Raw genomic sequence first — 24,113 nt, 5'->3', positions numbered from 1 at the left:
TCTAATTAGAAATACATGTCAAGCAGAACAGCATTGATCGTAGGTGCCACAGGATTGGTTGGAAGAGAGCTCTTAAATGTGCTTTTGGAAAATGATCATTACTCGAAAATATTAATTGTTGGGAGAAGTTCTCCAAGTGTAAAAGACAATCGAATCGAAGAATTGCTCATCAATTTTGATGACTTAGCCAATTACAAAGATCAGATTTCGGCAAACGATTATTACTGCTGCATAGGTACCACCATGGAGATGGCCAAATCTAAAGAGGCTTTCTATAGAGTCGATTTTACCTACACCATGGAATTGGCTAAAATGTCTAAAGAGGATAGTATGTGTGATCAGTTTCATATCGTCTCTTCTTACGGTGCCAATGCACAATCAGGACTTTTTTACAATGCCGTAAAAGGTCAAGTAGAAGATGCGTTAAAAGAATTGAACCTAAGAGCACTTCATATATTCCAACCGTCATTGCTTTTGGGGTATCGAAAGAACTTTAGACTTTGGGAAGAACTTGCCAAAGTGGCTTCTGGCGTATTGTCCTTTTTTATCATTGGTTCGAGATTAAAATTCTGGGCCATTGAGGGGAGCGAAGTAGCGAGGTCTATGTTCTACGTGGCATTGAGCGGAGAGACTGGTACACATGTACACAAGCCACTAGAAATGAAAAGAATAGCACACACCAAAGAATACAAAGGTGATAACAGTGTTACAGCGGACGTCTGAGGCGTCAGTAAAAATCAATCAGGAAATAGTAGGGCAAATTGACATGGGCTTGATGATTCTACTTGGTATCGAAGAAGCTGATGATCAAGAAGACATAGACTGGCTTACGCGCAAGGTTTGTAATCTGAGGATTTTCGATGATGAGTTTGGCATCATGAACAAAAGTGTGTTGGACGTAGAGGGTGACATTTTGTTGATTAGCCAGTTTACTTTGCATGCAAGTACCAAGAAAGGCAATCGCCCATCTTACATCAAAGCAGCCAAGCCAGAGATAGCCATCCCGTTGTATGAGAAGTTTATTGAGCAGCTGGAAACAGAGCTGGGCAAGTCGATTCAGACAGGAGAATTTGGTGCTGATATGAAAGTGAGTCTGACCAATGATGGTCCGGTGACTATTATGATAGATTCTAAAAACAAACAGTAATGACGATTGAGGATGCACAGGCGCTGGTAGATGATTGGATCAAGAAGCACGGAGGCTACTTCAGTGAACTCACCAATTTGGCTGTACTTACAGAGGAGGTAGGTGAGCTGGCAAGGATCATTTCTCGAAAATATGGGGATCAGTCTTTCAAAGATAAAGAAGCAGAAGCTGATTTGGGTGACGAACTAGCCGACGTACTCTGGGTAGTCATGTGCCTGGCTAATCAAACAGGGATAGATTTGACTCAGGCTCTAGAAAAAAACGTCCAAAAGAAAACCAAACGCGACTCCACCCGCCACAAGGAAAACAAAAAGCTCTGGAAGCAGAAGCCGCCGGAGAATTAGACTAGAGCGGTTGAGGCTCGTTGGTGACAACACCAACGATGGCGATAAAGCAATGCTAATTATGAGAATGCATAATACCCCGTTAATGAATAGAAATGCGTTAGGCTTTATTGAAAGAGCAAAGAAACTGAATGTCCTGCCTTCTTCCTTGGCAGATAAACAGCAAGGTTTAATTATGTTAAGGATGAATGATTCAGAGGGTGCAAAATCTGCATTTCGGAGATATGAAACCTATTTGTCTGGAATCTTAGCAGGTATATCAATGGAAACCAAAGTATTAAATACCAATCACTCAACAATCAATTATTATAGAGCGGAATTAGATTGGGTTAAGACTATGATTTACAAAAGTGACAAATTATGAGGATATCGTGCTTAGACTTAGCAAGCTCTGGCTATCCAAAAAAAAACACGTCATTACCCGATGGGATAGACGGAGAAAATCACATTCGGGTAATCTCTTGAGGCAAAAAGCTGTAGCTCGGTTATTCAGCGATCCGAAAGGGATTACCCGAACTGTCGTCGGGTAATGACGGGTCAGTCAATTCAAACCTGCTCCTTGACCCACTTAAAAATCGTTTCTAGGACCTCCTCTTTTTTCACATCATTATGTGGCTCGTGTTTGATGCCAGGCCATTGATGATAAGTGGCTAGTTCGCCAATGTTTTCTGCGAATGTTTTTGATGCATCTGGTGAAGTGATTCGGTCTTCAGTGCCATGAAAGATCAAAAGAGGAATCTTATTCTTTTGCGAATTTTCCAATGCCCATAGCCCTTCTCTATAGCACTCTGTAAATAGCTTTGTGGAGATTTTATCATGAACCAAAGGATCCTTTTTATAAGCCTGATTAATTGCATCATCATTGGTGAGATGTTTTACGTCAAGCCCGTTGGATTGGGTCAGAGAGGGTAAGAAACCTGAAACGAATTTGGCCAGCTTCATCTGGAATGCAGGAGGCTCTAATGCCAGTGCCAACCAAGGTGAGGAGATGATGGCACCAGTCAGTTCATTGATGTTCTTTTTGAGCACATAATTGGTTGCAATATTACCACCCAAACTATGACCGTATAAAAAAAGTGGTACGTCATTGTATTCCGCACGCGCGAACATTAGCAATTCTTCTACGTCGTCAACTAGCATATAATGGGAGGGAGTGTGACCACGTTTGCCTTCTGATCTACCATGTCCGCGGAGGTCAAAAGCAAAAAAAGAAATTTGATGGGAGTTGAAAAATTCAGCAACGTGCTCGTATCGTCCTATGTGTTCACCCAGACCGTGTACGAGGCAAATGGCAGCTTTAGGGTTTTCGATCAGCCACTCGCGACCATATAGAGAAGTGCCATCTTTAGCCGTAAGGGTGAAATTTTCTATTTCCTCCATTGAGATTACTTTTTGTTGGCAAGATAGACACCCGCCAATACAATCCCAATTCCAAAAATTTGATAGGCATTGAGCACTTCATCATCTACCAACCCCCAGCCAATAGCCACAATAGGGATGACATAAGTGACGGAACTAGCAAAAATGGGGGAAGCTGTTTTTACCAATTTATTGAAAATAACTAAGGCCATGGCCGTGCCGACTAACGCAAGAGTAGACACGTAGGCCAAGCCAGGCAAGAAATTTGGGTCTGAGGCTGCTTTATCCAAAAAATCTGTTGCGATAAGCAGATATCCCAGGCTGATTGGGCTGACAAGCGTAAATGATATAGCTGTAATATGCAAGGAGCGAATGTCAGTCAAATAATGTTTGATCAGGTTGACACTTGTGCCATACATGACTGTAGCTGCAATTACAAACAGGGCGTATAAATTGACTCCTGACAAATCGAAATATGCGCCTCCCAGCATGATGAATGAGCAACCAATAAATCCAATAGTTATACCAATGGCATTGATTGTTTTGATTTTGTGATGAAAGAATATTAATCCAATCAACAAGACAAAAACGGGTGTCATGGCATTAATCACTCCTGTAATTGCACTTTCGAGTTGCGTTTGAGCAATAGCAAAAAGAATAGCAGGAAGCAAACTGCCTACGAATCCTACTAAGAAAAGTACGGGGAGTCTTTTTCTTTCTATCTTTTTGAGCACAGGAAGTGCAAATGGAGATAATCCCAAAAACGCAATAAACATTCTTAGCGTCCCAACTTCGCCTGCCGAGAAGGTCAATAGGCTTTTTTTGATGAGGATAAATGAGCTGCCCCAAACCAGTGCCAATAAAACGAGTAACAGCCAAGAGACCAGTCCTGGCGAGTTTTGTTCGTCACTCATTGAATCATTAGGCTTGCATTTTGAAAGACATCTTCCACTTCATTCAATATGTCTGAAGTGGCTTCGAAGGTGGGGGACTCTACCAGCCGTGCTCTGAAAGGTTTGAATCCTGGAATCCCTCTGAAATAGTTGGTGTAGTGTCTTCTCATTTCAAAAATTCCCTTTTTTTCTCCTTTCCATTCTATAGAGAATTTCAAATGGCTACGAACCGCGTTCATTCTTTCAGACAAAGTGGGGGGTGCTAGTTCTTCTCCTGTTTTAAAGTAGTGCTTGATTTGGTTGAAAATCCAGGGATTACCAATAGCCGCTCGGCCAATCATGATGCCATCCACACCATATTGTTCGCGATATTGTTTGGCTTTTTGAGGAGAGTCTATGTCTCCATTGCCAAAAATAGGAATATGAATATCTGGATGATTCTTGACTTCGGCAATAGGATTCCAATCTGCCTCACCCTTGTACATTTGCTGACGAGTTCTTCCGTGAATGCTGAGCGCTTGAATACCCACGTCTTGTAGGCGTTTAGCCACTTCTACGATTTTAATAGTGTCGTGATCCCAGCCGAGACGAGTTTTAACGGTCACTGGCTTGCTTACTCGCTTCACGATCTCCTCAGTCATTTTCTGCATCTTAGGGATGTCGAGCAAGATACCTGCCCCAGCACCTTTACAGGCTACTTTCTTAACTGGGCAACCGTAGTTGATATCCACCAATTCAGGATTAGCTTCTTCTGCAATGGCTGCAGCTTCGCGCATGGATTCTATTTTTTCGCCAAAGATTTGAATGCCAATGGGGCGCTCATAGTCATAGATGTCGAGCTTTTGAATACTTTTAGCAGCGTCACGGATAAGTGCTTCTGAGGAAATAAACTCTGTATACATCAGGTCTGCTCCGTTCTCTTTACATACTGCTCGAAATGGAGGATCACTCACGTCTTCCATAGGTGCCAGTAAAAGCGGGAAGTCTCCTAATTCTATGTCGCCAATTTTTACCATTGTACTTTCTTTGGGCAATCGGATGGTTATTTTTGTTTATTCCAATTATCCGATCATTTTTGCTGCAAATTTAATCCATTTATGCCCAATTCACTACAAAGCTATCGAAGCCCACTCTCATTATTGTTGTTACTCGTATTGCTTAGCCTTGGGACGTATCTGGTAGCCCCTATGCTTTTCATGCTTGTTGGGATAGAGACGTTGGGTATTACGTTTGATCAGTTTATGAGAGATATAGGGTCAGATAATCCAGATCCTTCAGGACAGTTGGTGTTGGTATTCGTTCAAGGCGCATCAGCCATATTGAGTTTCATTATTGTACCAGCCATATTTGTCCGAAGATTCGAGTCTGGAAGTCTTGCTAATTATTTTCATTCCAGTAGTATTAACCTCAATGCCATGGTGACTACCATTGGGTTAACCCTGTCCTTGATGATAGTCAATGGCTGGCTGATTGAATGGAATAGGAGTATTGAGTTTCCCGAGAGCCTCGCTGCTACTTTTGATCAAATGGAGGAGCAGGGGAGATTGATGACGGAATATTTAACGGATTTTTATTCCTTTCCATATTTTCTCTTGGTAATGGTAGTGGTGGCCGTCGTGCCTGCTATCGGAGAAGAGTTGCTATTCAGAGGATTGATACAAGAGTATTTGCAAAAAATTTGGGGTAATCCACATGTTGCTATTTGGGCAACAGCCATGTTTTTCAGCGCATTTCACATGCAGTTTTACGGTTTCATGCCCAGAATGGCCTTAGGGGCATTCTTTGGTTATCTTTTCTATTATTCTGGGAACTTGTGGTATGCGTCAATTGCACACTTTGTAAACAATGGTTTCACCTTGTTTATGATTTATCTATTCCAACAAGAGATCGTAGAATACGATATTGAAAGTACTGAAACCGTGTCAATATGGTCAACCTTGGCCTTCGCAATTATAGGCGCAATTCTGTTTGTTTTGTTCAGAAAACAATTTCATATTACAGATAATTTGGGAAATGAGTAACTGGCAAAAAGTATTTTCAGATAAGAACGAATATCGTGCAGAGATTGTCATTGCGGTGCTTCAGGATTCTGGACTTCAGCCAGTGATGGTCAACAAAAAAGACGCTGCCTACCAGTTTGGTCATTTTGAAGTATTGGTAGCCCCTGATCATGTACTCAGGGCAATTAAGATCATAGAGAATGACATCGAGTTCAAGTAAGTTTTCAGACCTAGCAAAAAGGCTAGTCACAGGGTTAATAGGTGCGTTCGTTGTCTTGTTTGCCATAGCCTATCATGAGTACGGCTTTTTTGCTGTTTTTCTTTTTTTATGTGTCTTCACACAATGGGAATTTTATAAACTCATCATAGCGAATGGCATCGTGCCGTTAAGGACATTCGGTACAATCATGGGAGTGATCCTATATACCATGATTTATCTGGTAGAAAAAGGAACCATTCATTTCGATGCCTTTTTTATGATTTTGCCCTTTAGTTCTACCATTTTTTTTATCAAGTTGTATAAAAAAGACGAAAAGAAGCCCTTCACCAATATCGCCTTTACTTTTTTGGGTATTATCTATGTGGCATTGCCTTTTTCGCTTTTGAGCGTAGCAGCTTTCATACTGGATCATTACAGCTATCAAATCATTATTGGCATTTTCCTGATTCTATGGGCAAGTGATACTGGAGCTTATTTTGCGGGGATTCAGTTTGGAAAAAGAAAATTATTTGAACGAGTATCTCCCAAAAAATCCTGGGAAGGCAGCGTTGGTGGTGCATGTCTCTCTCTTGCTTTTGCCATAGGTATGTCATACTATTTTACGGATTTGGCACTTTGGCATTGGATAGTCATATCTGTGATTACGGTCGTTACGGGTACCTATGGGGATCTGGTCGAATCGCTGTTTAAAAGAAGTATGGATATCAAAGACTCAGGTAGAAAATTACCAGGCCATGGTGGCTTTCTAGATAGATTCGACGGTTTGTTGTTATCCATTCCTTTCATCATCATTTTCTTGAAGTTTTTTGTGCAAGAATGAGCGAATATTGAGGGTAAATCCTGTTTTGATTGGATGAATGTGTAATTTTGCATACCGAAAAATGACAACACAAAACACTTAAAATGGGATATATAGAACCGGCTCCAATTAAGGATAAAGAGAATCCTTTCGAGTCAATGATGTCGAGATTTCATATCGCGGCACAAGCATTAGGGCTTGACGACGAAATTTACAATGTATTAAAGTCTCCATATAAGCAGGCCATCGTTTCGTTGCCTGTCACTATGGATGACGGTTCAATTAAAGTTTTCGAGGGTTATCGAGTCATTCACTCCAATATTCTTGGGCCATCTAAAGGTGGCGTGAGATATGACATGGGCGTGAATCTGGACGAAGTGAAAGCTTTGGCAGCCTGGATGACTTGGAAGTGTGCAGTTGTGGATATTCCTTATGGCGGTGCTAAAGGTGGGATCAAATGTAATCCTCGTGAAATGTCTCCAGGTGAAATCGAAAGATTAACTAGAGCATATACGCAAAATATGCATGAAATCTTTGGGCCAGACAGAGATATTCCTGCTCCAGATATGGGTACAGGGCCAAGAGAAATGGCTTGGATGATGGATGAGTACTCTCGTGCTCAGGGGATGACGGTAAATGCTGTTGTAACGGGTAAGCCAATTGTATTGGGTGGCTCTTTAGGAAGAACTGAAGCGACTGGTCGTGGCGTGATGATCTCTGCCTTGGCAGCAATGGAAAAAATGAAAATCAATCCTTTTAACGCGAAGTGTGCGATCCAAGGATTTGGTAATGTAGGTTCTTGGGCAGGTAAATTGCTTGAAGAACGAGGTGTAAGTGTCGTTGCGATCAGTGATGTATCTGGTGCTTACTTCAATGATGGTGGCATCAACATGAACGAGGCCATTGCCTACAGAGATAAAAACAATGGGCAGTTAGAGGGATTCCCAGGTGCTGAGAAAATCAATCCTGACGAATTATTGTTGCTAGATGTGGATGTATTGATTCCTGCAGCAAAAGAGGATGTGATCACTTTTGATAACGCAGCTAAGATCAAAGCAAAATTGATCGTAGAAGGAGCTAATGGGCCTACATCCGCCAGAGCAGATGCCATTCTACAAGAAAATGATGTATTAGCCGTTCCTGATATTCTAGCGAATGCTGGTGGAGTGACGGTATCTTATTTCGAATGGGTACAGAACAGACTAGGATACAAGTGGACACGGGAGAGAGTGAACCGTAGATCAGACAGGATCATGAAGACATCTTTCAATAAAGTGTACGAAATATCTCAAGAATATAAAGTATCATTGAGGATAGCGGCCTATATCGTGGCCATCGAAAAAGTATCGACAACATATAAATATAGAGGAGGATTCTAAGCCTCCTCCCTTTTTCATTACCATGACCATTCACAAGGAAGGATACAAAATTTTGTTCGTGCTGTTGTGCGTATTGGCATTGGCCAATTATACCATAAGGTATTATATGCCAGCCAATGAGTTAGTACAGCAGTTGGCTTTGATAGCCAGCTTGATTGTTTACCTCTTGGTGTTACAATTTTTTAGAAACCCAAGAATTACAGTGGAGGTCAACGAAAATGTAATCCTGGCACCTGCGGATGGTAAAGTAGTGGTAATTGAAAACACAGAAGAAGGGGAGTATTTCAAGTCTGAGCGCAAGCAAATTTCGATTTTTATGTCTCCCCTAAATGTTCACGTTTGTAGAACACCTGCAGCAGGGTTAGTAAAGTTTTTCAAATACCACGCAGGTAAATATCTAGTAGCCTGGCATCCCAAGTCAAGCACAGAAAACGAGCGAACCACCATGGTGGTAGAACTGACCAGTGGCGTAGAAATCCTGGTTCGGCAGATTGCTGGTGCCGTAGCCCGTAGAATAAAATGGTACGTAGCTGAAGATCAAAAGCTACAGCAAGGCCAGGAATACGGCTTTATCAAGTTCGGATCTAGATTGGATGTATTCCTCCCAGTAGATGCAGAGATCAATGTAAAAATTGGAGAGGTGACTAAGGGCGGTAGGACTGTGATTGCTACTTTGAAATAAACTATAAAGTTAGCTGTCATTTCGCAAAAAATTCAAAGACAGTTGGATGACTGGAGAAATCTTGCTAGTTTCTGGTAGTCTGCAAGTCAATAAGGAGATCCCCTCGCAGGGCTACGAGATGACTTTCTTCGCTTAAGTTAAATTCTTTAGTACCACCACTTCTCTCTCCGTCAGATTTCTCCATTTTCCTTTAGGCAATTCCTTTTTGGTGAGCTGACCATACATGGTTCGGTCGAGCTTTACTACCTCGTATTCGAAATGCTCAAATATTCTTCTTACGATTCTGTTTTTGCCCACATGGATTTGTATGCCTATGGATTTTTTGTCTGGCGTGAGAACGGCAATGTCATCGACAGTTACCTCTCCATCTTCTAGTTTAATACCATTGGCAATTTGCTCAAGGTGATAGGCTGTGATCGGCTTATCTAGCTCTACTTGGTAGATCTTTTTGATCTTGTAAGAAGGGTGGGTGAGTTTCTGAGATAGATCACCATCATTAGTGAATAGCAAAAGGCCTGTTGTGTTTCTGTCTAGTCTACCTACTGGATATATTCTAGACTCGGTAGCTCCTTTGATCAATTGCATCACGGTTTTACGATTTTCGGGATCGTCCATGGTTGTGATGTAGTCTTTGGGCTTGTTAAGCAGAATGTAAGCGTAGCTCTGTGGCTTGATCACCTTGCCATTGAATTTCACTTCGTCACCGTGCTCTACTTTAGTGCCGAGTTCGGTCACGACCTTATCATTGATTTTGATTTTACCTTCGGCTATCAAGAGATCAGCATCACGTCTAGAGCAAATACCTGCATTTGATATGAATTTGTTTAACCTGGCTGGGTAGCTTAGCGCTGCATGTTGAGGTTCAGGTTTGTTTTGACGGCCTTTGGGGTTTGTTCTCTTTCGCATGGTAATAATAATTCCTGCAAAAGTATCGAAAACCAAATTATCAAATACCAAATCTCAAAATACTATTGGTTTTTACCAGGTTAGTAGTATTTTGATTTTTAGAATTGGGGCTTATAAGTTGGTTTTGAATTTACCCAATAGGTCTATTCATTTTCCTCTCCAATCTCGTTTTCTTTATTTTCGAAATCCTTGAGTGTTGGTAATTCACTCAAATCATTGATGCCAAAGTAGTCTATGAAGTTCTGACTAGTTCCATAAATAAGTGGTCTGCCTACTGCATCTGACTTGCCTTTGATTTCGATGAGCTCCTTCTCTAAAAGTTTATGTACTGAGTAGTCACAGTTGACGCCACGAATCTGCTCCATCTCGCCCTTGGTGATGGGCTGTCGATAGGCAATGATCGACAAAGTCTCAAGGGCTGAATTTGATAGTCGTTTCTTGGATTGTTGCTTAAGCAGAATGCCAATACTGGCTTGATAGGCGGGTTTGGTTAAAAATTGGAAACCACCACCACTTTGCACTGGCTCAAAGGCGTATTCGTCGCTTTTGTACTTTTCTTGCAGTTTGGTTATGGCGTCATGTATATCTTTCAAAGGCACCTCTGCTTCAAACATTTCTGTCAGGCAGTCTTTTACTTCCTTGTCCGTAATTGGTTTTTGCGAACAAAAAATGAGTGCTTCAATATGATTAGCCAAAAAATCCAATTAGCTGCTTTGCTTCAATTTAGAATCAATAGACAAGGTAGTATGTGGTACCGCGCGTAGTCTCTCTTTACTGATCAACTTGCCACTTTCTTTGCAGATGCCGTAAGTTCCGTTTTTGATGCGAATCAATGCATTCTCAAGGTTTGTGATAAATTTTTGTTGTCTGGCAGCTAGCTGGTTCAAGCTTTCTTTTTCGGCAGTATCTGCGCCATCTTCCAATGTTTTAACATTCCCGAAAGTACTGTCTGTACCTGAGTCTCCACTTCTAGTCAAAGACTCCTTGATATATTTCAATTCGCTCTTCGCCTTATCAAGTTTTCCAACGATCAACTCTTCGAATTCAGCAAGCTCTTCTTGGGAATATCTTGTTTTCTCTCCATTGCTCATATTTATAGCATTTTAATCCAAGGATATTTTGCGCAATCTACTGGAACGTAATTAAAAACAAAAGGAAAAAATGTAGTCACTCAAAATATTTAATTCAGCACTGTTTAGTTAGCTTAGCTTACGACTTCTAAACGCAACCCTACGATGAAAAAGTGTATTTTATTTTTCTTATTCCTGTCCATTTTTGCCTCAGGTCATTGTATTCTGAAGGCTCAGAATGTTAGAACTTCAAATATGCCTACGCTAGTCATTCATGGGGGAGCAGGGACGATTCTGAAAGAGAACATGACACCTGAAGACGAGCAAGCGTATCATTCCAAATTGGAAGAGGCCTTGAATGCTGGGTATAAAATTTTGAATGAAGGAGGCACTTCTGAGCAGGCAGTGATTGCTGCTATCATAATCATGGAGGATTCGCCTTTGTTCAATGCAGGGAAGGGAGCTGTATTTACTAATGAAGGACACAATGAAATGGACGCCTCCATTATGAACGGTGGAGATGGATCAGCAGGTGCTATAGCAGGAGTGAAGATCATAAAAAACCCGATCCTCGCGGCTCAAGCTGTAAAGAACAATTCAACTCATGTAATGATGTCAGGTGCTGGAGCAGAGCAATTTGCTGAAGATCAAAACCTTGAGGTGGTTGACCCTACTTATTTTTATACAGAAGGAAGAAAACAGCAGCTTGAAAAATTGCAGAAGGCTGAAAATGCAAAAGAACAAGGAAGTATTGAAAAGTGGAAGGATTCTAAATACGGAACTGTTGGCGCTGTGGCTTTAGATAAAAATGGAAATATCTGTGCTGCTACTTCTACAGGTGGTATGACCAATAAAAAGTATGGGAGAATAGGAGATTCGCCAGTTATTGGCGCTGGTACATTTGCCAGTGAAGTCTGTGGTGTATCGGCTACTGGGCACGGCGAGTATTTTATTCGAAACGTGGTGGCTTACGATATTGCAGCTAGAATGGAATATAAAAACGTGTCATTAGAATTGGCGGCCGAAGAAGTGATTATGGGCAAATTGAAAACGATTGGCGGCGATGGTGGGGTCATTGCGCTCGACGCCAAAGGAAATATTTCTATGACTTTTAATACGCCTGGCATGTATCGAGGCTATATTCAAAAGGAGGGAAAACCAAGAACTTTTATTTATAAAATAGAGCATTAAGCTGCCCAGCCTTCGCGATCAAGACTTCTATACTGTATCGCCTCAGCCAAATGTTCAATTTGGATGTCATCTTTGCCCGCAAGATCAGCTATGGTACGAGCTACTTTAAGAATGCGGTCATAAGCACGGGCGGATAAACCTAACTTTTCCATGGCTGTCTTCAATAGATTTTTTCCTGCAGCATTGATCTGACAAATGGACTTGACCATCTGAGAATTCATCATAGCATTGTTGAAAATTTCAGGATTATCCTTGAATCTTTCCAGCTGAATCATACGTGCTGCTATGACTCTGTCTCTAATGACTTCACTGCTTTCCGTTTTGCGATCTTCAGTCAGCTGATCAAATGAGACAGGCGTCACCTCAACATGCAGATCAATACGGTCGAGCAGTGGGCCACTTACCTTGTTGAGATATTTTTGAACTACTCCAGGCGCACAGACACATTCTTTTTCTGGGTGGTTATAATAACCACAAGGACATGGGTTCATGCTCGCGATCAGCATAAAATTGGCTGGAAATTCAATGGATATTTTTGCTCTAGATATAGTGACTTTTCTTTCTTCCAGAGGCTGACGCATTACTTCCAATACGGTGCGTTTGAATTCAGGTAATTCATCTAGAAACAAAACACCATTGTTGGCTAATGAGATTTCTCCTGGCTGGGGAATTCCACCACCACCTACCAAGGCTACATCAGAAATAGTATGATGAGGAGCCCTAAATGGTCGTGTCGCAATAAGTGAAGAGTTTTCCTTTAGATGGCCAGAGACGGAATGAATTTTGGTAGTTTCTAGTGATTCCTGAAGAGAGAGAGGAGGCAATATTGATGGCAAACGTTTGGCTAGCATGGTCTTTCCTGCTCCAGGAGGTCCAATCATAATAACGTTATGACCACCTGCTGCTGCTATTTCTAATGATCTTTTGATGTTTTCCTGTCCTTGCACATTCGCAAAATCAGCAGCATATTCATTGACTTGTGTTTGAAACATGTCTCTTGTATCATACTGAAGAGGCTCGATGACTTTTTCTCCAGATAAATGATTAATGGCTTCTTGCAATGATTCTACGCCTATCACTTGAAGGTTGTCAACAATGGCTGCCTCAGATGCATTGTCCTTTGGTAGAATAAATGACTTGAAGCCTCTTTTTCTTGCTTCTATGGCAATAGGTAGCGCACCCTTAATTGGTCTGATGGTTCCATCAAGAGATAATTCTCCCATAATGATGAACTCATCCAAATTGGTCAATTCTGTTTGGCCAGAAGCATTGAGAATACCAAGGGCAATGGGCAGGTCATAAGACGAGCCTTCCTTTTTGATATCGGCTGGTGCCAGGTTCACTATGACCTTCTGCCTGGGCATAAAGTACCCATTTTGCTTCAAGGCGGATTCTACTCTGTGCTCACTTTCTTTCACTGCTGAATCTGGCAATCCAACCATAAAAAATTTAGTGCCCGCTATGACATTGGCTTCTATTGTGATGATATGTGCGTCAACTCCATATACTGCACTCCCGAAAGTTTTGGCTAACATTTAGATTGGTTGTCCGATAAAAAAATGAGTTAATAATTAACCTTATGAAGGCTCTTGAGACTTATCTTCTTCCTCTTTCTTTTCAATTATAGGGGGCTCAGAAACTTGAGGAGTCACTGGTTGGGTGTTTGATTTGTCGTATAATTTGGCTTTCAAATCTGTGACCTCATTTTCTAGTGCTTTGATCTTGCTTCTTTTTGAAATCAGGTGAATGTTTTCCACAATAATTTCTGTAATAAATAAAATGGTTCCAATGCCTCCCATTTGTAGGACTAACCTAATGAGTCCAGTCCAGGTACTGATCCAATCCCAATCCCAGTGAAGAACAATTTTTTCGTAATTAAACGCAATGAAAGCAGAGAAAGCAAAATATAAAATGTAGATGCCGTAGAAAAAGGTTTTGAATTTTTTCATGCGTTTTTATGTTGTATGTATTATAGCTGATTAATAATAATTGCAAAATAACTTTTGTAGCAATGGACAGCCTTGCAATCGTTAGACTAATTTAATTATTAAATTAATTTTTATCTATCAATGCGTCCTATTCCTTTTTGAGTTTTGAATTATTCTTTGATTTAATGGCAACGTACCCATTGCACGGGGCATTTAACTTAAAAAGGGCGGAAAAACGAAGGCAATATTTTATATTGCATATTGAGAAAAATAATATCCTTTTGGTTGAGCCAATTTAGAACCAGGTGTCAGCAGCCTCGTTCGATATAGGACACCAAATCTAAACGTATTAGCAGCATGAAAGAGATTAATAAGTTAGTCGACCTGGTAACGTATGGTCTAAAAAGCAACTTTGATGTAATCAACCTAACTGGTGATGTAGAAAACCCGGGAAAAGAGCAGTTACTTTACAACGGGGTTCTTAACGGACAGTACCCCACTGACGAGAGCGCGGCTGACGGCATGTATCAGTCAGACATCTACGACCAGCGCTTCAGAATGCTCAAGTCTAGATTGAGGCATAAGCTTTACGACTTACTCTATCATATCAATTTTGACGAACCAGGCTTTACCCATACAACTAAGGTAGAGCTTGAATGCAAGGAGTATATTCACAAGGCTCATATCCTGTTCAAATTGGGTGAGTACGCGATGTCCGATAAGCAATTGAATAAGTGCATCACACTGGCAGAAGAAAATCAAATTACTCAAGCATTGTTGGAGGCGTACGAATTGAAGAGTGACATATTATCTCATGAGTGCAAGCCGACTGATTTCGAGTTGACTATAAAAACCATAAGTGACTTAAGAGTCTTAAATCATAAAGAAAAAGAAAATCGAGATCTCTTTTTGAGGATGAGAATGTTGATGTCAAAATCAATTCATTCGCGAAATACCTGTCAAGATCACTTGAAAAAGGCAGCTGACAGTACCGAAAAGTTATGGAAGTCTATTCAATCAATCAATGTATTTCTGAACTACTACCAACTCAAAACCTGGCTGCTGTTATTAAACAGAGACTACAATGGTTTGTATAAATTTACTATAGAAGCTTCTAAAATAGTGTCAAAGGCCAAAGTGGAAACTGATCGATTTGATCAAGGCTACAATAGTTACCTTGCCAGTAGGGCCTTGTTGGCTGCAGAAAAGTATAAGGAAGGCTATGCTGAAGCAAAAGCTGGATACAAATTTATGGATAAGTCAACCGAAAGGTGGTTTGATCATTCTGAGACTTATTTTTTGCTAGCCATGCACAACCAAGATTATAAATTGGCCAAGAGAGTCCTTGAAGATGTGATCAAAAACCCTAACTATTCTAGAGCACCCGAGGTCACTGTTGGGAGATGGAAGGTGTTTAGGATTTATTTGAATTTTGCCACACCTGGTAAGGATATGCTGAAACGTGTTCGATTTAGTGATGTGTATGAAGCTGCAGAATATTACTACGTGGAATCCAAAGGCTATTATTTCACTTTGCCATTGTTAGAATTCATTCACCACATCAATAAAGATAGACTTGATTTAGCGATGAATAAATTGGATGAGGTGGAAAACTATTTCTTCAAACATCTGAATGAACCAGGGAAAAATCCCAGAGAAAAGCAATTTTATAAAATGCTCAAAACACTCAAGACGGCAGATTTTGATGTAGAAAAAACGAAATCAAAAACGGAGAAATATTTATCCAAGCTTGGAGAAAAACGTACTCAAGCTCCTTTCTCTGATTTTGAAATTTTGCCGTATGAGCATTTGTGGGAAGTGGTGTTGCATACGGTTGAGAAAATGAAGTTGGCTAATCCTTAGTCTCTATATTTTTTTCGTAATAGCGACACATCAAAGCAATATTACACTGATCACATTGTGGCTTTCTTGCCAAACAGATGTATCTGCCATGCAAAATAAGCCAGTGATGCGCTTTGGGAATGTGTTCCTCGGGTATGTATCTGACTAATTGCTTCTCTACCTCCAAAGGAGTCTTGGCAGTTTGAGTCACAAGGCCTAGGCGCTTTGAAACTCGGAAAACATGGGTGTCCACTGCCATAGTGGGCTGGTTAAAAATCACTGATGCGATTACATTGGCTGTTTTTCTGCCAACCCCAGGAAGCTTCTGCAGGTCATTGAGATCAGAAGGTATTTCTGAGTTAAAATCTTCAACCAACATTTGAGCCATGCCAAGCAGGTGTTTGGTTTTATTATTAGGGTAGGAAATGGATCGGATATAAGGAAACAACTCATCAAAATTGGAGGCAGCCAAGGCCTCAGGAGTTGGGAAAGTTTCGAAGATGGCTGGAGTGACCATGTTCACTCGCTTGTCTGTGCACTGCGCACTAAGTGCGACAGCAACAATAAGTTGATAGGGGTTTTCGTAGTGAAGTTCTGTTTCGGCCTCTGGCTGATTTTGACTGAAATAGTCAATAAAAAATTGATACCGCTCTTTTTTATTCATAAGTTCGAATCTACAAAAAGAAGCAGCAAATCTTAATTATCGACTTGATGAATAATTAGATGAAAAGCTAAATATTTTTTCCAGTGTAAAATCAGCAGGATCAAAAAACAATTCGTCTAGCAAAGTGCTGTCTAATTTTAAATCAAAAAATCTAGCTTCGAGTTCAGAGTCGCAAACTAATGCGTTTTCAATGTCGGTTTTTTCATTGTCACTTGATTCGTCGTACAAATAGCGAAGCAAGTCATTTTCGGTAAAAGTGGTGATCATAAGCGATGTTCAATTTTTGCATTTTTTTACGCAAATTGATCAAGGCATATCTCATCCGACCTAAAGCTGTATTGATACTGACGTTAGTGGACTCTGCAATGTCTTGAAAACTCATTTGCATATAGTGTCTCATTATTAAAACTTCCTTTTGTACCTCGGGCAATTCCTGTACAAGTTTTTTTAACAACGCATTAGTATCTTGTTTGATTTGGACTGATTCTACAGAATCTTCCGCGAAAGCCAGCGTATTAAATACACCACTTCCATCTTCCATTACAATAGTCGGGTAGCGTTTGTCTTTTCTAAAAAAGTCAATCGCCAAGTTGTGTGCGATGCGCAGCACCCATGGTAAGAACTTGCCTTCCTCATTGTATTTACCTGATTTAACCGTTTTCACGACTTTGATAAATGTTTCCTGAAGAAGATCTTCAGCCACATATTTATCTTTGACAATCAAATAAATAGTAGTGAAAACACGAGACTTATGTCGAGCCACCAACTCTTCAAACGCCTCTTCGCTACCGTTTTTGTAATGTGATACTAATAAGCTATCACTAACACCAAAATTATTCATCTGTTTAACACTTTTGTTTAACGTACTTGTCTAATCCATATTGTCGAGTTTGGTTAAAGAATTGAGTTTTAAGTGAAAGGCAGTATCTCAAATGTACTCAAACTTCGACGACTTGCAAAAATTAAATCTTTTGAAAGTTCTATTTTATATAAGCATATTGCTATAAAATTCGATCAAAGTAGGTGTACTTTCGATTAATAAGACAATAATGGAACTGCACTACCCCTAATCTGGTTATCATCAAAAATCAAAATATAGATATGAAGGCAATTTGGAACGGACAGGTAATAGCAGAGAGTGAAGACACACTTATAGTGGAAAACAATCACTATTTCCCGGCAGACTCAATTAATAAAGACTATTTTAAAGAAAGCGCTACACATACCAGATGTCCCTGGAAAGGAGTGGCAAGCTACTATACAGTGGAAGTAGATGGCCAAAATAATAAAGATGCTGCCTGGTATTACCCGTTGGCTTCAGACTTGGCGAAAAATATAGAAGGATATGTGGCCTTTTGGAAAGGTGTAGAAATAGTGAAGTAGAAAAATTAGATGCTCTTTGTATCACCTTAATAACTAACAGTCATTTTCAAGCTTTGTGTGCTATGGGCTTCCTATCTTTGCAGCCTCACATAAATTCAGCACATCGTGTCTACATTTTCAGCTTTAGGTATTTCCAAATCATTAATCAAAGGATTGGATGAAATGGGAATCAAAAACCCCTCAGAAATTCAAGAGAGAACCATTCCAATATTGGTTCAAGGACAAACAGACTTTGTGGGTCAAGCCCAAACCGGGACTGGAAAAACAGCTGCCTTTGGTTTACCTCTTCTTGAGATTGTAGACCCTAACGAAAAACATATTCAAGCGTTAGTTTTGGCACCAACTAGAGAACTGTGTCAGCAGATTGCCAAACAACTATTCAAATTCACAAAGTACTCAGACAAAGTTTTTACAGAAGCTGTTTTTGGTGGTGCAAAGATTGAGGAGCAGATTAGTCGGCTTCAGCGCCCCACTCAAATATTAGTGGCAACACCAGGCCGTCTGGTTGATTTAATTCAGCGCAAAGCAGTTTCTCTCGATCATGTGCAGACCGTAGTATTAGATGAGGCTGATGAAATGTTGAGTATGGGTTTCAAACAGGACTTGAATAAGATTTTGGACGAGACAGCCGCTAAAAGTAACAAATGGCTTTTTTCTGCCACTATGCCAGAAGGCGTTAAAAAGATGATTCGAACTTATCTTTCTCAAAATGCACAACGTGTTGAGCTTAAGAAGAAAGGGGCAAATGAAAATATTGAATACCAGTATGTAGTTTGTGATCCAAATGATAAAGTAAAAGTCTTGTTGTCTTTCCTGAGATCTCAAAAAGAAAATAGAGGATTAATATTTTGCAATACGAAGGCAGCTGCCAAAACATTGAGCCAGCAATTGCAAGCCAAAAACATCGCAACTGATGCACTGGAAGGTGACATGAAACAAAAGGAGCGAGACAAAGTAATGCGTGCTTTCAAAAATGAAAGTTTACAAATCTTGGTTTCGACAGATGTGGCCGCTCGTGGCATTGATGTCAAAGGGTTGTCTTATGTGGTTCATTACCAAGTTCCAGAGCATTTGGAATACTTTACGCATAGAAGTGGCCGTACGGGTAGAGCGGGATTGAACGGGTTGTCATTATGCTTGGTGTCTGAACCAGAATTGAAAAGTATTCGGTTTTATGAGCAAAACCTTAAAATCAAAATGACACGCATCAAGGATTGATGAAGAGGGCTTCAGCATATTGGGTTGAACGACTAAAACTAGAGCCACATCCTGAGGGAGGATTTTTCAAGGAGACCTATCGATCTTTGCTGACCACTACTCTTGGGCAATTTCCTTCTGAAAGAAATATATCTACTGGCATTTATTTCTTGCTTACTGCTGAAAATTTTTCTGCATTTCATCGAATTAAATCAGATGAAATGTGGCATTTCTATGCTGGAGATCCTTTGAGCATTTATGTTATCCATGAAAATGGAAATGAGGAATGTATCACGCTTGGGCTTGATCTAGATAAAGGTGAAGTTCCACAAGCTGTGGTGAGCGCTAATAGCTGGTTTGCCACTGAGGTAAAAGATGGGGGTGACTATGGATTGGTAGGTTGTACTGTAGCGCCTGGATTTGACTTCGAGGATTTCGAAATGGCTAACAGAGATCTATTAGTCGAACAGTTTCCACTACACAAAGATTTGATTATAGCACTCACTAGAGTATAACGCGCATTTCTTTTGGGTCTAATACCCATTTTCACGCACCATTTCCACTTTTGGCATAAGAGATGAGTATTACTTTTCGAGTTTAGATTGAGATTAGTTACCACTTTCAGTGGTATTGGTTAGATCAGCAACTTTGCTGATCAGCAGTTTTCGACGAGCCAGCAGTAGGTCGAAAGTAGATTGGTTGATTGGTTGCGTTTTGAGTTTATCCCAAGGGCGGTTTCCTAGGATTTTTTTGTTATAGAATGGACTCTCCATTCAAGTTTGAAGTCAATATTTCACTCATATAGTCAAAGAACGGCCTCATCTGTTGAAATTGTTTGACTATACTCAAATGAAAATTAGGTTGCATAACCTCTTTCATATCAAATTCATGTCTTACCCAATATTGCTTATATCTCAGAAGCTCTATAGCAGGATCATCTACGTCAAACCCCTTGGGAGCTCGTTTGAGTTGATCACCTCTGAGTACGCCAAAATTCTTTTTGAAATCTTTATGTTCGATAATGTCCCGGAGCACGCCGGGCTCTTGCTGTAAGTGCTTTCGAATATGCATCATGTCTTGCGAATTGGGTCCCCAAAAACCACCACCAACATAGGTATTGCCTGGTTCTAAATGGAAATAGTAACCCCCTCTGCGTTCTGCTGTAGCTCTTCTAAATCCCCCGCCAAAATAGAGACTGTAAGGTGTCTTGTCTTTTGAAAAACGAACATCTCGATAGATTCTATAGAGACTCTTTTTGCCAGAAACTGTTTCGATCACATCAGTTTTGTTCAACTCAGCTAGAAGCAAATCTGCAAACGTGATGACTTGTTGATGTGCTTCTAAATATTGATCTTTATTTTTGTTGAACCACTCGCGATTATTATTGAGCTTGAGAATATGAAGAAATTCAAAGGGTTGAGCGAGCAAAGAAGAAGCGGGCATAATAACAGGTTATAGATAAAAAAACACCCATCCTTACGAGAGTAAAGATGGGTGAGTTCAAGATAGTTAGATTTTCTTATTTTTTGTTCCAGTTTGCATTAGCCTTATCGAAGAATTCTTTACCTCCAGCCTGTGCTTCAGCTTTTACATCTGCGCCGTTAAACAGATATAGCTTTTCATCCTTAATCATATATGAAGTAGGGTCTGCACCAGCAGTGAAGCCCGCATTGACCGCAAACCCACAATAACCTCCGAATTGTGGGGCGTACATTTCAGGGTTGGCCATAAAGCTGTTTTTGTTTTCTTCAGAAACAAAGTACCAAATTGCATCTTTCCATTCGTATTGATAATCTTCAGTTCCCAACTGTGCCTTATCTGAAACAAAGTAGCTGACTGGATCATAACCTTTGATGGCTATACCAGAATAGTTGTCAAATTCATCAGATGATACCATGCCTAGTGGTGCCACGTGATTTGTTTTGGCAAAGACAAAAATTCCTACTACTAATACTGCTACTATAATTCCCGAAATTTTTAATACTTTCATAATTTTTTCAGTTTAATTTTTTTGCTTTTCAATGGGATGACGAACAAGTACAATAAGTTAGGACATCTGTGTGATACTTTTTTTAAGAAAGATCAAAAAATAAGTCTGACGTTGGCTAGAAGCGCTTCTAGCCTCCATCAGACTATTGGAAATAAGGCTTTTGATTATTTACTTAAAGACCTCTGTATCAGAGGATGGTTGCATGGCTTAGGCTTATGGATATTCAGAATTATTAGCTAACTTAAATCTAACACTCGCAAACTCAACTATGAATCCCAAGTCCTGCAATCATTTACAAGCCATTGATCAGATTAAATCTGGGGCAGGGGTTTGTGAGGAATGTGTGAAGACTGGAGACGAATGGGTGCACCTAAGGACTTGCCAGACTTGTGGAGTTACACTTTGTTGTGATTCGTCTACAAATAGACACGCTCGTGCCCATCATGAAGAGACCGAACATGCTGTGATAGCCTCTGCCGAGCCCAATGAGTATTGGGCTTATTGCTACAATGACAATTTGTACAAGAAGTTCAAACCTGAATAATACTATCTAATTGCCAAATCATCATATTTTGCTGCATTGAAAAGATGATTCATTCCTTTTGAAGAGAATGCTAATCCAATAGTCTTCCATAATCCAATCGCTTTTAGTAATATTAAAGTTTCACCTGTAGACAAATATTTAATAATCTAAACATTGAATAATGAGCGTAAAAGAAAATGCCGTGATTACGGTTTCTTATGAAAATGGTCAGCTGGTATTATCAGACAATGAAGGCAGTCCTTTTGACCCAAAACATCCTGAAAAATTTACCACTAAGGTAAAATCAAACGGAAAAGCAGGCTGGAAAGCTGGCGAGGGGATTTCGTCTCTTCCTTTAATTAAGGTAGATTCTGGTGAAGATATTTTCAAAAAGCTACCTTACGAAAAGAAGGGAGTTTGGGAATCCAAAATTGACAATAAGCAATCTGGTGAAGCTAAATATAGTATTACCTATATTGCAGAAGGAAGTACAGAGCAAGTGACGGTTGATCCGGTTTTGAAAATTGAAGGTCCAGGTGACTAATGAACAAAATGCAAAAAATATTTTTAGCCTATGTACTCATAGGCTTTTTTTCTTTTAATGCTGATTGTCAAAATATAAAATTGGCTGATAGCCTTATAAATGAAGTCAATTCTGGCCGTCTGTCTGATTCCGTAAAATGTATATTGTATAATAAGATTGCCTTTAATTCGAGTTCACCAGATCAAACTATTCACTATTCAGAACTTGGGTTGGAATTATCTGAAAAAATTAACTTACAAAAACAAATTGCACTTAGTTACCTGTACTTAGGAGATGGACATCGTTTAAAAGGCGATTTGACTAAGGCCATTGAATCTTATCTAAAATCAGCTGAGAAGTATTCCTCTCTTGAGGAGGTAATTGGTGAATCCACAGCATATTCAAACCTTGGAAATGTTTATTTGGCAGAAGGAAATTATGAAAACTCAAAAATTTACTTCCATAAAGCCATTGAAATTTTCCGAAAAGAAAAAGACTCAACCCGCTTGGCAACTACCCTTCTCAATACTGGTGAACTATACAGGGAATATCACATACTGGACTCAGCTCTTATCTATTTCCAACGCTCAAAAGTTATTTTTAAAAATCTAAATTATCCGATTGGAACGGCATATAATCTAGGTAACATTGGGCTTGTTTTGGCCGAAAAAGGGGCAGATAATCAAGCCGAAGAAAACATGAATCAGGCCATCGCTATTCTGGAAGAGTTAGGCGATCGTTACCCCATTGCAGTTTATCAAAACTCGTTAGCTGATATTTACGCAAAAAGAGGTGAATACAACAAGGCAGTAAAATATGCTAGAAGCAGCCTGAATATTGGTGTCGAAGAAGGTCTGAAGGAGCAAATAAGAGATGCCAGTCTCAAGCTATCAGAACTTTATAAATCAGCAAAAAGCTCAGATCAAGCTTATATTTATCTTAAGCAGTATATCACTTACAGAGACAGTATCAATAGTGAAGAGACCATTAGAAAAATGGCCGATTTACGTACAGAATATGAGGTGAATAAAAAGCAAGTAGAGGTTGATTTGCTGAGCAAACAGGCCAAACTCAACCGAATCATTGCCTGGAGTGCAGTATTTATCATTGCTTTGCTCTTGGTGCTCACTGTAGCGTTATTAAAAATTTATAGAATTAAGGACCGGGCCGTTCGAATTGTAAGACAGCGACGACGAGTGATTGCCGCTCAACGAAACAAGCTGGATGAGGTCAATAAAACTAAGGATCGTTTTTTCTCTATTATTTCACATGATATTCGTGGCCCGATAAGCAATTTTCAAGGCATATCAGGATTGATCAATGTGTTAGCAGATAGTAATGATGTAGATGGATTAAGGCAATTAGGAAGCATGATGGAAGCTTCTGCCAAGGAGGTATCAGAATTGCTCGATAATTTACTCGAATGGGCATTGAGTCAGGAAGGACGAATTCCCTATTATCCACAGGAGGTTTCATTGAGAGAAACATGCCAGTCCAATTTGAACATTATGCTCAACTTAGCTATAGCCAAAAACATAGATTTGATCGGTCACTTGCCGAATGACGTGATATTACTGGTAGACAAAAACAGTGTTTCTACCATCATCAGAAATTTACTGAGCAACGCCATCAAATTCACGCCAGAGCAGGGTAATGTTATGCTCTCTATTGCCGAAGAAGATGGGTTCGGAATCATCGAGGTAAAGGATAGTGGTATAGGAATTTCAAATGAAAAACTTGAGAATCTCTTTTCACTGAAAGGCACGCGTAGTCAGTGGGGAACTAAAGGGGAAAAAGGCATAGGACTTGGCTTGCTTCTGGTTCATGAATTTGTAGAGTTGAACAATGGACGCATAGAGGTGGAAAGCGAAGAAGGGAAGGGGACAGTTTTTAAGGTGTATTTGCCGCTGAATAGTAAGACAAATTCATCAGATATTTAACCATAAAAAAAGGAAGCCAAATGGGCTTCCTTTTGTGGAGCATATCGGATTCGAACCGATGACCCCTACGCTGCCAGCGTAGTGCTCTAGCCAGCTGAGCTAATGCCCCATGGTTTGGGGTTGGCAAATATAT

Annotated in this window: 30 protein-coding genes and 1 tRNA gene; 17 read left to right on the top strand and 14 right to left on the bottom strand. The window is 40.0% G+C overall.

Features of this window, described 5'->3' with window-relative positions; genetic code table 11:
- Positions 1-15 precede the first annotated feature (15 nt).
- From B9A58_RS09470 to B9A58_RS09455, 4 genes are all read left to right on the top strand, one after another.
- Positions 16-723 (top strand): NAD-dependent epimerase/dehydratase family protein, encoded by a 708-nt coding sequence (locus B9A58_RS09470; protein WP_084372609.1) that lies wholly within the window; start codon positions 16-18, stop codon positions 721-723.
- Positions 695-1,147 (top strand): D-aminoacyl-tRNA deacylase, encoded by a 453-nt coding sequence (gene dtd / locus B9A58_RS09465; protein WP_084372608.1) that lies wholly within the window; start codon positions 695-697, stop codon positions 1,145-1,147. The genes B9A58_RS09470 and dtd overlap by 29 nt, the downstream gene beginning before the upstream one ends.
- On the top strand, positions 1,147-1,491 hold the full coding sequence (locus tag B9A58_RS09460; protein WP_084372607.1) for a nucleotide pyrophosphohydrolase: 345 nt from the start codon (positions 1,147-1,149) through the stop codon (positions 1,489-1,491). Before dtd ends, B9A58_RS09460 begins: the two co-directional genes overlap by 1 nt.
- A 61-nt stretch (positions 1,492-1,552) precedes the next feature.
- Positions 1,553-1,855 carry a hypothetical protein gene (locus B9A58_RS09455; protein WP_221407846.1) on the top strand — a complete coding sequence of 101 codons (303 nt, stop codon included), beginning with the start codon at positions 1,553-1,555 and terminating at the stop codon, positions 1,853-1,855.
- A gap of 182 nt (positions 1,856-2,037) precedes the next feature.
- On the opposite strand, the gene B9A58_RS09450 is transcribed toward B9A58_RS09455, so the two are convergent.
- The 3 genes from B9A58_RS09450 to dusB are packed head-to-tail and all read right to left on the bottom strand — an operon-like array spanning position 2,038 to position 4,759.
- Positions 2,038-2,871, bottom strand: a complete 834-nt coding sequence (locus B9A58_RS09450) for an alpha/beta hydrolase (protein WP_084372605.1) — start codon at positions 2,869-2,871, stop codon at positions 2,038-2,040.
- Positions 2,872-2,876: 5 nt separating this feature from the next.
- Entirely contained in the window at positions 2,877-3,764 is an 888-nt protein-coding gene (locus B9A58_RS09445) for a DMT family transporter (RefSeq protein WP_084372604.1), read from the bottom strand.
- The gene (gene dusB / locus B9A58_RS09440) at positions 3,761-4,759 is read right to left on the bottom strand and encodes a tRNA dihydrouridine synthase DusB (RefSeq protein ID WP_084372603.1); all 999 of its coding nucleotides are present in this window, start codon (positions 4,757-4,759) and stop codon (positions 3,761-3,763) included. Before dusB ends, B9A58_RS09445 begins: the two co-directional genes overlap by 4 nt.
- An 81-nt stretch (positions 4,760-4,840) precedes the next feature.
- On the opposite strand from dusB, the gene B9A58_RS09435 reads away from it, so the two are divergent.
- The 5 genes from B9A58_RS09435 (at position 4,841) to B9A58_RS09415 (ending at position 8,823) form a co-directional block, all read left to right on the top strand.
- On the top strand, positions 4,841-5,764 hold the full coding sequence (locus B9A58_RS09435) for a CPBP family intramembrane glutamic endopeptidase (RefSeq protein ID WP_084372602.1): 924 nt from the start codon (positions 4,841-4,843) through the stop codon (positions 5,762-5,764).
- Complete coding sequence (locus tag B9A58_RS09430; protein ID WP_084372601.1) at positions 5,757-5,963, top strand: DUF2007 domain-containing protein; 207 nt, start codon at positions 5,757-5,759, stop codon at positions 5,961-5,963. The genes B9A58_RS09435 and B9A58_RS09430 overlap by 8 nt, the downstream gene beginning before the upstream one ends.
- Entirely contained in the window at positions 5,944-6,783 is an 840-nt protein-coding gene (locus B9A58_RS09425; RefSeq protein WP_084372600.1) for a phosphatidate cytidylyltransferase, read from the top strand. Before B9A58_RS09430 ends, B9A58_RS09425 begins: the two co-directional genes overlap by 20 nt.
- Positions 6,784-6,866: 83 nt before the next feature.
- On the top strand, positions 6,867-8,141 hold the full coding sequence (locus B9A58_RS09420) for a Glu/Leu/Phe/Val family dehydrogenase (protein ID WP_084372599.1): 1,275 nt from the start codon (positions 6,867-6,869) through the stop codon (positions 8,139-8,141).
- Positions 8,142-8,163: 22 nt separating this feature from the next.
- Positions 8,164-8,823 (top strand): phosphatidylserine decarboxylase family protein, encoded by a 660-nt coding sequence (locus tag B9A58_RS09415; protein ID WP_084372598.1) that lies wholly within the window; start codon positions 8,164-8,166, stop codon positions 8,821-8,823.
- 132 nt (positions 8,824-8,955) lie between these two features.
- Here B9A58_RS09415 and B9A58_RS09410 read toward each other — a convergent pair whose 3' ends face one another.
- The 3 genes from B9A58_RS09410 to B9A58_RS09400 all read right to left on the bottom strand — a co-directional run bounded on the left by B9A58_RS09410 (position 8,956) and on the right by B9A58_RS09400 (position 10,820).
- Positions 8,956-9,729, bottom strand: a complete 774-nt coding sequence (locus B9A58_RS09410) for a pseudouridine synthase (protein ID WP_084373194.1) — start codon at positions 9,727-9,729, stop codon at positions 8,956-8,958.
- A gap of 143 nt (positions 9,730-9,872) precedes the next feature.
- On the bottom strand, positions 9,873-10,433 hold the full coding sequence (gene scpB / locus B9A58_RS09405; protein ID WP_084372597.1) for an SMC-Scp complex subunit ScpB: 561 nt from the start codon (positions 10,431-10,433) through the stop codon (positions 9,873-9,875).
- Positions 10,434-10,820: a TraR/DksA family transcriptional regulator gene (locus B9A58_RS09400; protein ID WP_084372596.1), complete on the bottom strand. Its 387-nt coding sequence runs from the start codon at positions 10,818-10,820 to the stop codon at positions 10,434-10,436.
- Positions 10,821-10,964: 144 nt separating this feature from the next.
- Between B9A58_RS09400 and B9A58_RS09395 the strand changes: the two genes are divergently transcribed.
- A complete protein-coding gene (locus tag B9A58_RS09395; protein WP_084372595.1) occupies positions 10,965-11,990 on the top strand; it encodes an isoaspartyl peptidase/L-asparaginase family protein in 1,026 nt (341 codons plus the stop codon).
- On the opposite strand, the gene B9A58_RS09390 is transcribed toward B9A58_RS09395, so the two are convergent.
- Together B9A58_RS09390 and B9A58_RS09385 are read right to left on the bottom strand one after the other, a co-directional pair.
- Positions 11,987-13,525: a YifB family Mg chelatase-like AAA ATPase gene (locus B9A58_RS09390; RefSeq protein WP_084372594.1), complete on the bottom strand. Its 1,539-nt coding sequence runs from the start codon at positions 13,523-13,525 to the stop codon at positions 11,987-11,989. The two genes, B9A58_RS09395 and B9A58_RS09390, sit on opposite strands and share 4 nt — an antisense overlap.
- A 42-nt stretch (positions 13,526-13,567) precedes the next feature.
- Complete coding sequence (locus B9A58_RS09385) at positions 13,568-13,939, bottom strand: hypothetical protein (RefSeq protein WP_084372593.1); 372 nt, start codon at positions 13,937-13,939, stop codon at positions 13,568-13,570.
- Positions 13,940-14,275: 336 nt separating this feature from the next.
- Here B9A58_RS09385 and B9A58_RS09380 point away from each other — a divergent pair, with 336 nt between their 5' ends.
- A complete protein-coding gene (locus B9A58_RS09380) occupies positions 14,276-15,781 on the top strand; it encodes a hypothetical protein (protein ID WP_084372592.1) in 1,506 nt (501 codons plus the stop codon).
- Here the strand turns inward: B9A58_RS09380 and nth are convergent.
- The 3 genes from nth to B9A58_RS09365 are packed head-to-tail and all read right to left on the bottom strand — an operon-like array spanning position 15,771 to position 17,265.
- Positions 15,771-16,424 (bottom strand): endonuclease III, encoded by a 654-nt coding sequence (gene nth, locus B9A58_RS09375; RefSeq protein WP_084372591.1) that lies wholly within the window; start codon positions 16,422-16,424, stop codon positions 15,771-15,773. The genes B9A58_RS09380 and nth overlap by 11 nt on opposite strands.
- 36 nt (positions 16,425-16,460) lie before the next feature.
- Positions 16,461-16,691 (bottom strand): hypothetical protein, encoded by a 231-nt coding sequence (locus B9A58_RS09370; protein WP_084372590.1) that lies wholly within the window; start codon positions 16,689-16,691, stop codon positions 16,461-16,463.
- Positions 16,666-17,265, bottom strand: coding sequence for an RNA polymerase sigma factor (locus B9A58_RS09365; RefSeq protein WP_084372589.1), 600 nt, complete (start codon positions 17,263-17,265; stop codon positions 16,666-16,668). Before B9A58_RS09365 ends, B9A58_RS09370 begins: the two co-directional genes overlap by 26 nt.
- A 260-nt stretch (positions 17,266-17,525) precedes the next feature.
- Between B9A58_RS09365 and B9A58_RS09360 the strand changes: the two genes are divergently transcribed.
- The 3 genes from B9A58_RS09360 (at position 17,526) to B9A58_RS09350 (ending at position 19,519) form a co-directional block, all read left to right on the top strand.
- The gene (locus tag B9A58_RS09360; RefSeq protein WP_084372588.1) at positions 17,526-17,807 is read left to right on the top strand and encodes a DUF427 domain-containing protein; all 282 of its coding nucleotides are present in this window, start codon (positions 17,526-17,528) and stop codon (positions 17,805-17,807) included.
- Between the two features lie 105 nt (positions 17,808-17,912).
- Entirely contained in the window at positions 17,913-19,025 is a 1,113-nt protein-coding gene (locus B9A58_RS09355; protein ID WP_084372587.1) for a DEAD/DEAH box helicase, read from the top strand.
- Complete coding sequence (locus B9A58_RS09350) at positions 19,025-19,519, top strand: cupin domain-containing protein (RefSeq protein ID WP_084372586.1); 495 nt, start codon at positions 19,025-19,027, stop codon at positions 19,517-19,519. Before B9A58_RS09355 ends, B9A58_RS09350 begins: the two co-directional genes overlap by 1 nt.
- Positions 19,520-19,757: 238 nt before the next feature.
- Here B9A58_RS09350 and B9A58_RS09345 read toward each other — a convergent pair whose 3' ends face one another.
- Complete coding sequence (locus B9A58_RS09345; protein WP_084372585.1) at positions 19,758-20,447, bottom strand: DUF2461 domain-containing protein; 690 nt, start codon at positions 20,445-20,447, stop codon at positions 19,758-19,760.
- A 76-nt stretch (positions 20,448-20,523) separates the two neighbouring features.
- Positions 20,524-20,994: a YHS domain-containing (seleno)protein gene (locus B9A58_RS09340; RefSeq protein WP_084372584.1), complete on the bottom strand. Its 471-nt coding sequence runs from the start codon at positions 20,992-20,994 to the stop codon at positions 20,524-20,526.
- Positions 20,995-21,262: 268 nt separating this feature from the next.
- On the opposite strand from B9A58_RS09340, the gene B9A58_RS09330 reads away from it, so the two are divergent.
- The 3 genes from B9A58_RS09330 (at position 21,263) to B9A58_RS09320 (ending at position 23,980) form a co-directional block, all read left to right on the top strand.
- On the top strand, positions 21,263-21,538 hold the full coding sequence (locus tag B9A58_RS09330; protein ID WP_084372582.1) for a UBP-type zinc finger domain-containing protein: 276 nt from the start codon (positions 21,263-21,265) through the stop codon (positions 21,536-21,538).
- A gap of 160 nt (positions 21,539-21,698) precedes the next feature.
- Positions 21,699-22,061 carry a hypothetical protein gene (locus B9A58_RS09325; protein ID WP_084372581.1) on the top strand — a complete coding sequence of 121 codons (363 nt, stop codon included), beginning with the start codon at positions 21,699-21,701 and terminating at the stop codon, positions 22,059-22,061.
- Positions 22,062-22,069: 8 nt separating this feature from the next.
- On the top strand, positions 22,070-23,980 hold the full coding sequence (locus B9A58_RS09320) for an ATP-binding protein (RefSeq protein WP_176214740.1): 1,911 nt from the start codon (positions 22,070-22,072) through the stop codon (positions 23,978-23,980).
- A 35-nt stretch (positions 23,981-24,015) separates the two neighbouring features.
- Here B9A58_RS09320 and B9A58_RS09315 read toward each other — a convergent pair.
- Positions 24,016-24,089, bottom strand: a tRNA-Ala gene (locus B9A58_RS09315).
- Positions 24,090-24,113 lie beyond the last annotated feature (24 nt).

The organism is Reichenbachiella faecimaris, from assembly GCF_900176375.1.
Classification (GTDB): Bacteria; Bacteroidota; Bacteroidia; order Cytophagales; family Cyclobacteriaceae; genus Reichenbachiella; species Reichenbachiella faecimaris.
Note: the sequence above shows the minus strand (reverse complement) of the source record. Positions and strands in the feature narration are given on the sequence as shown.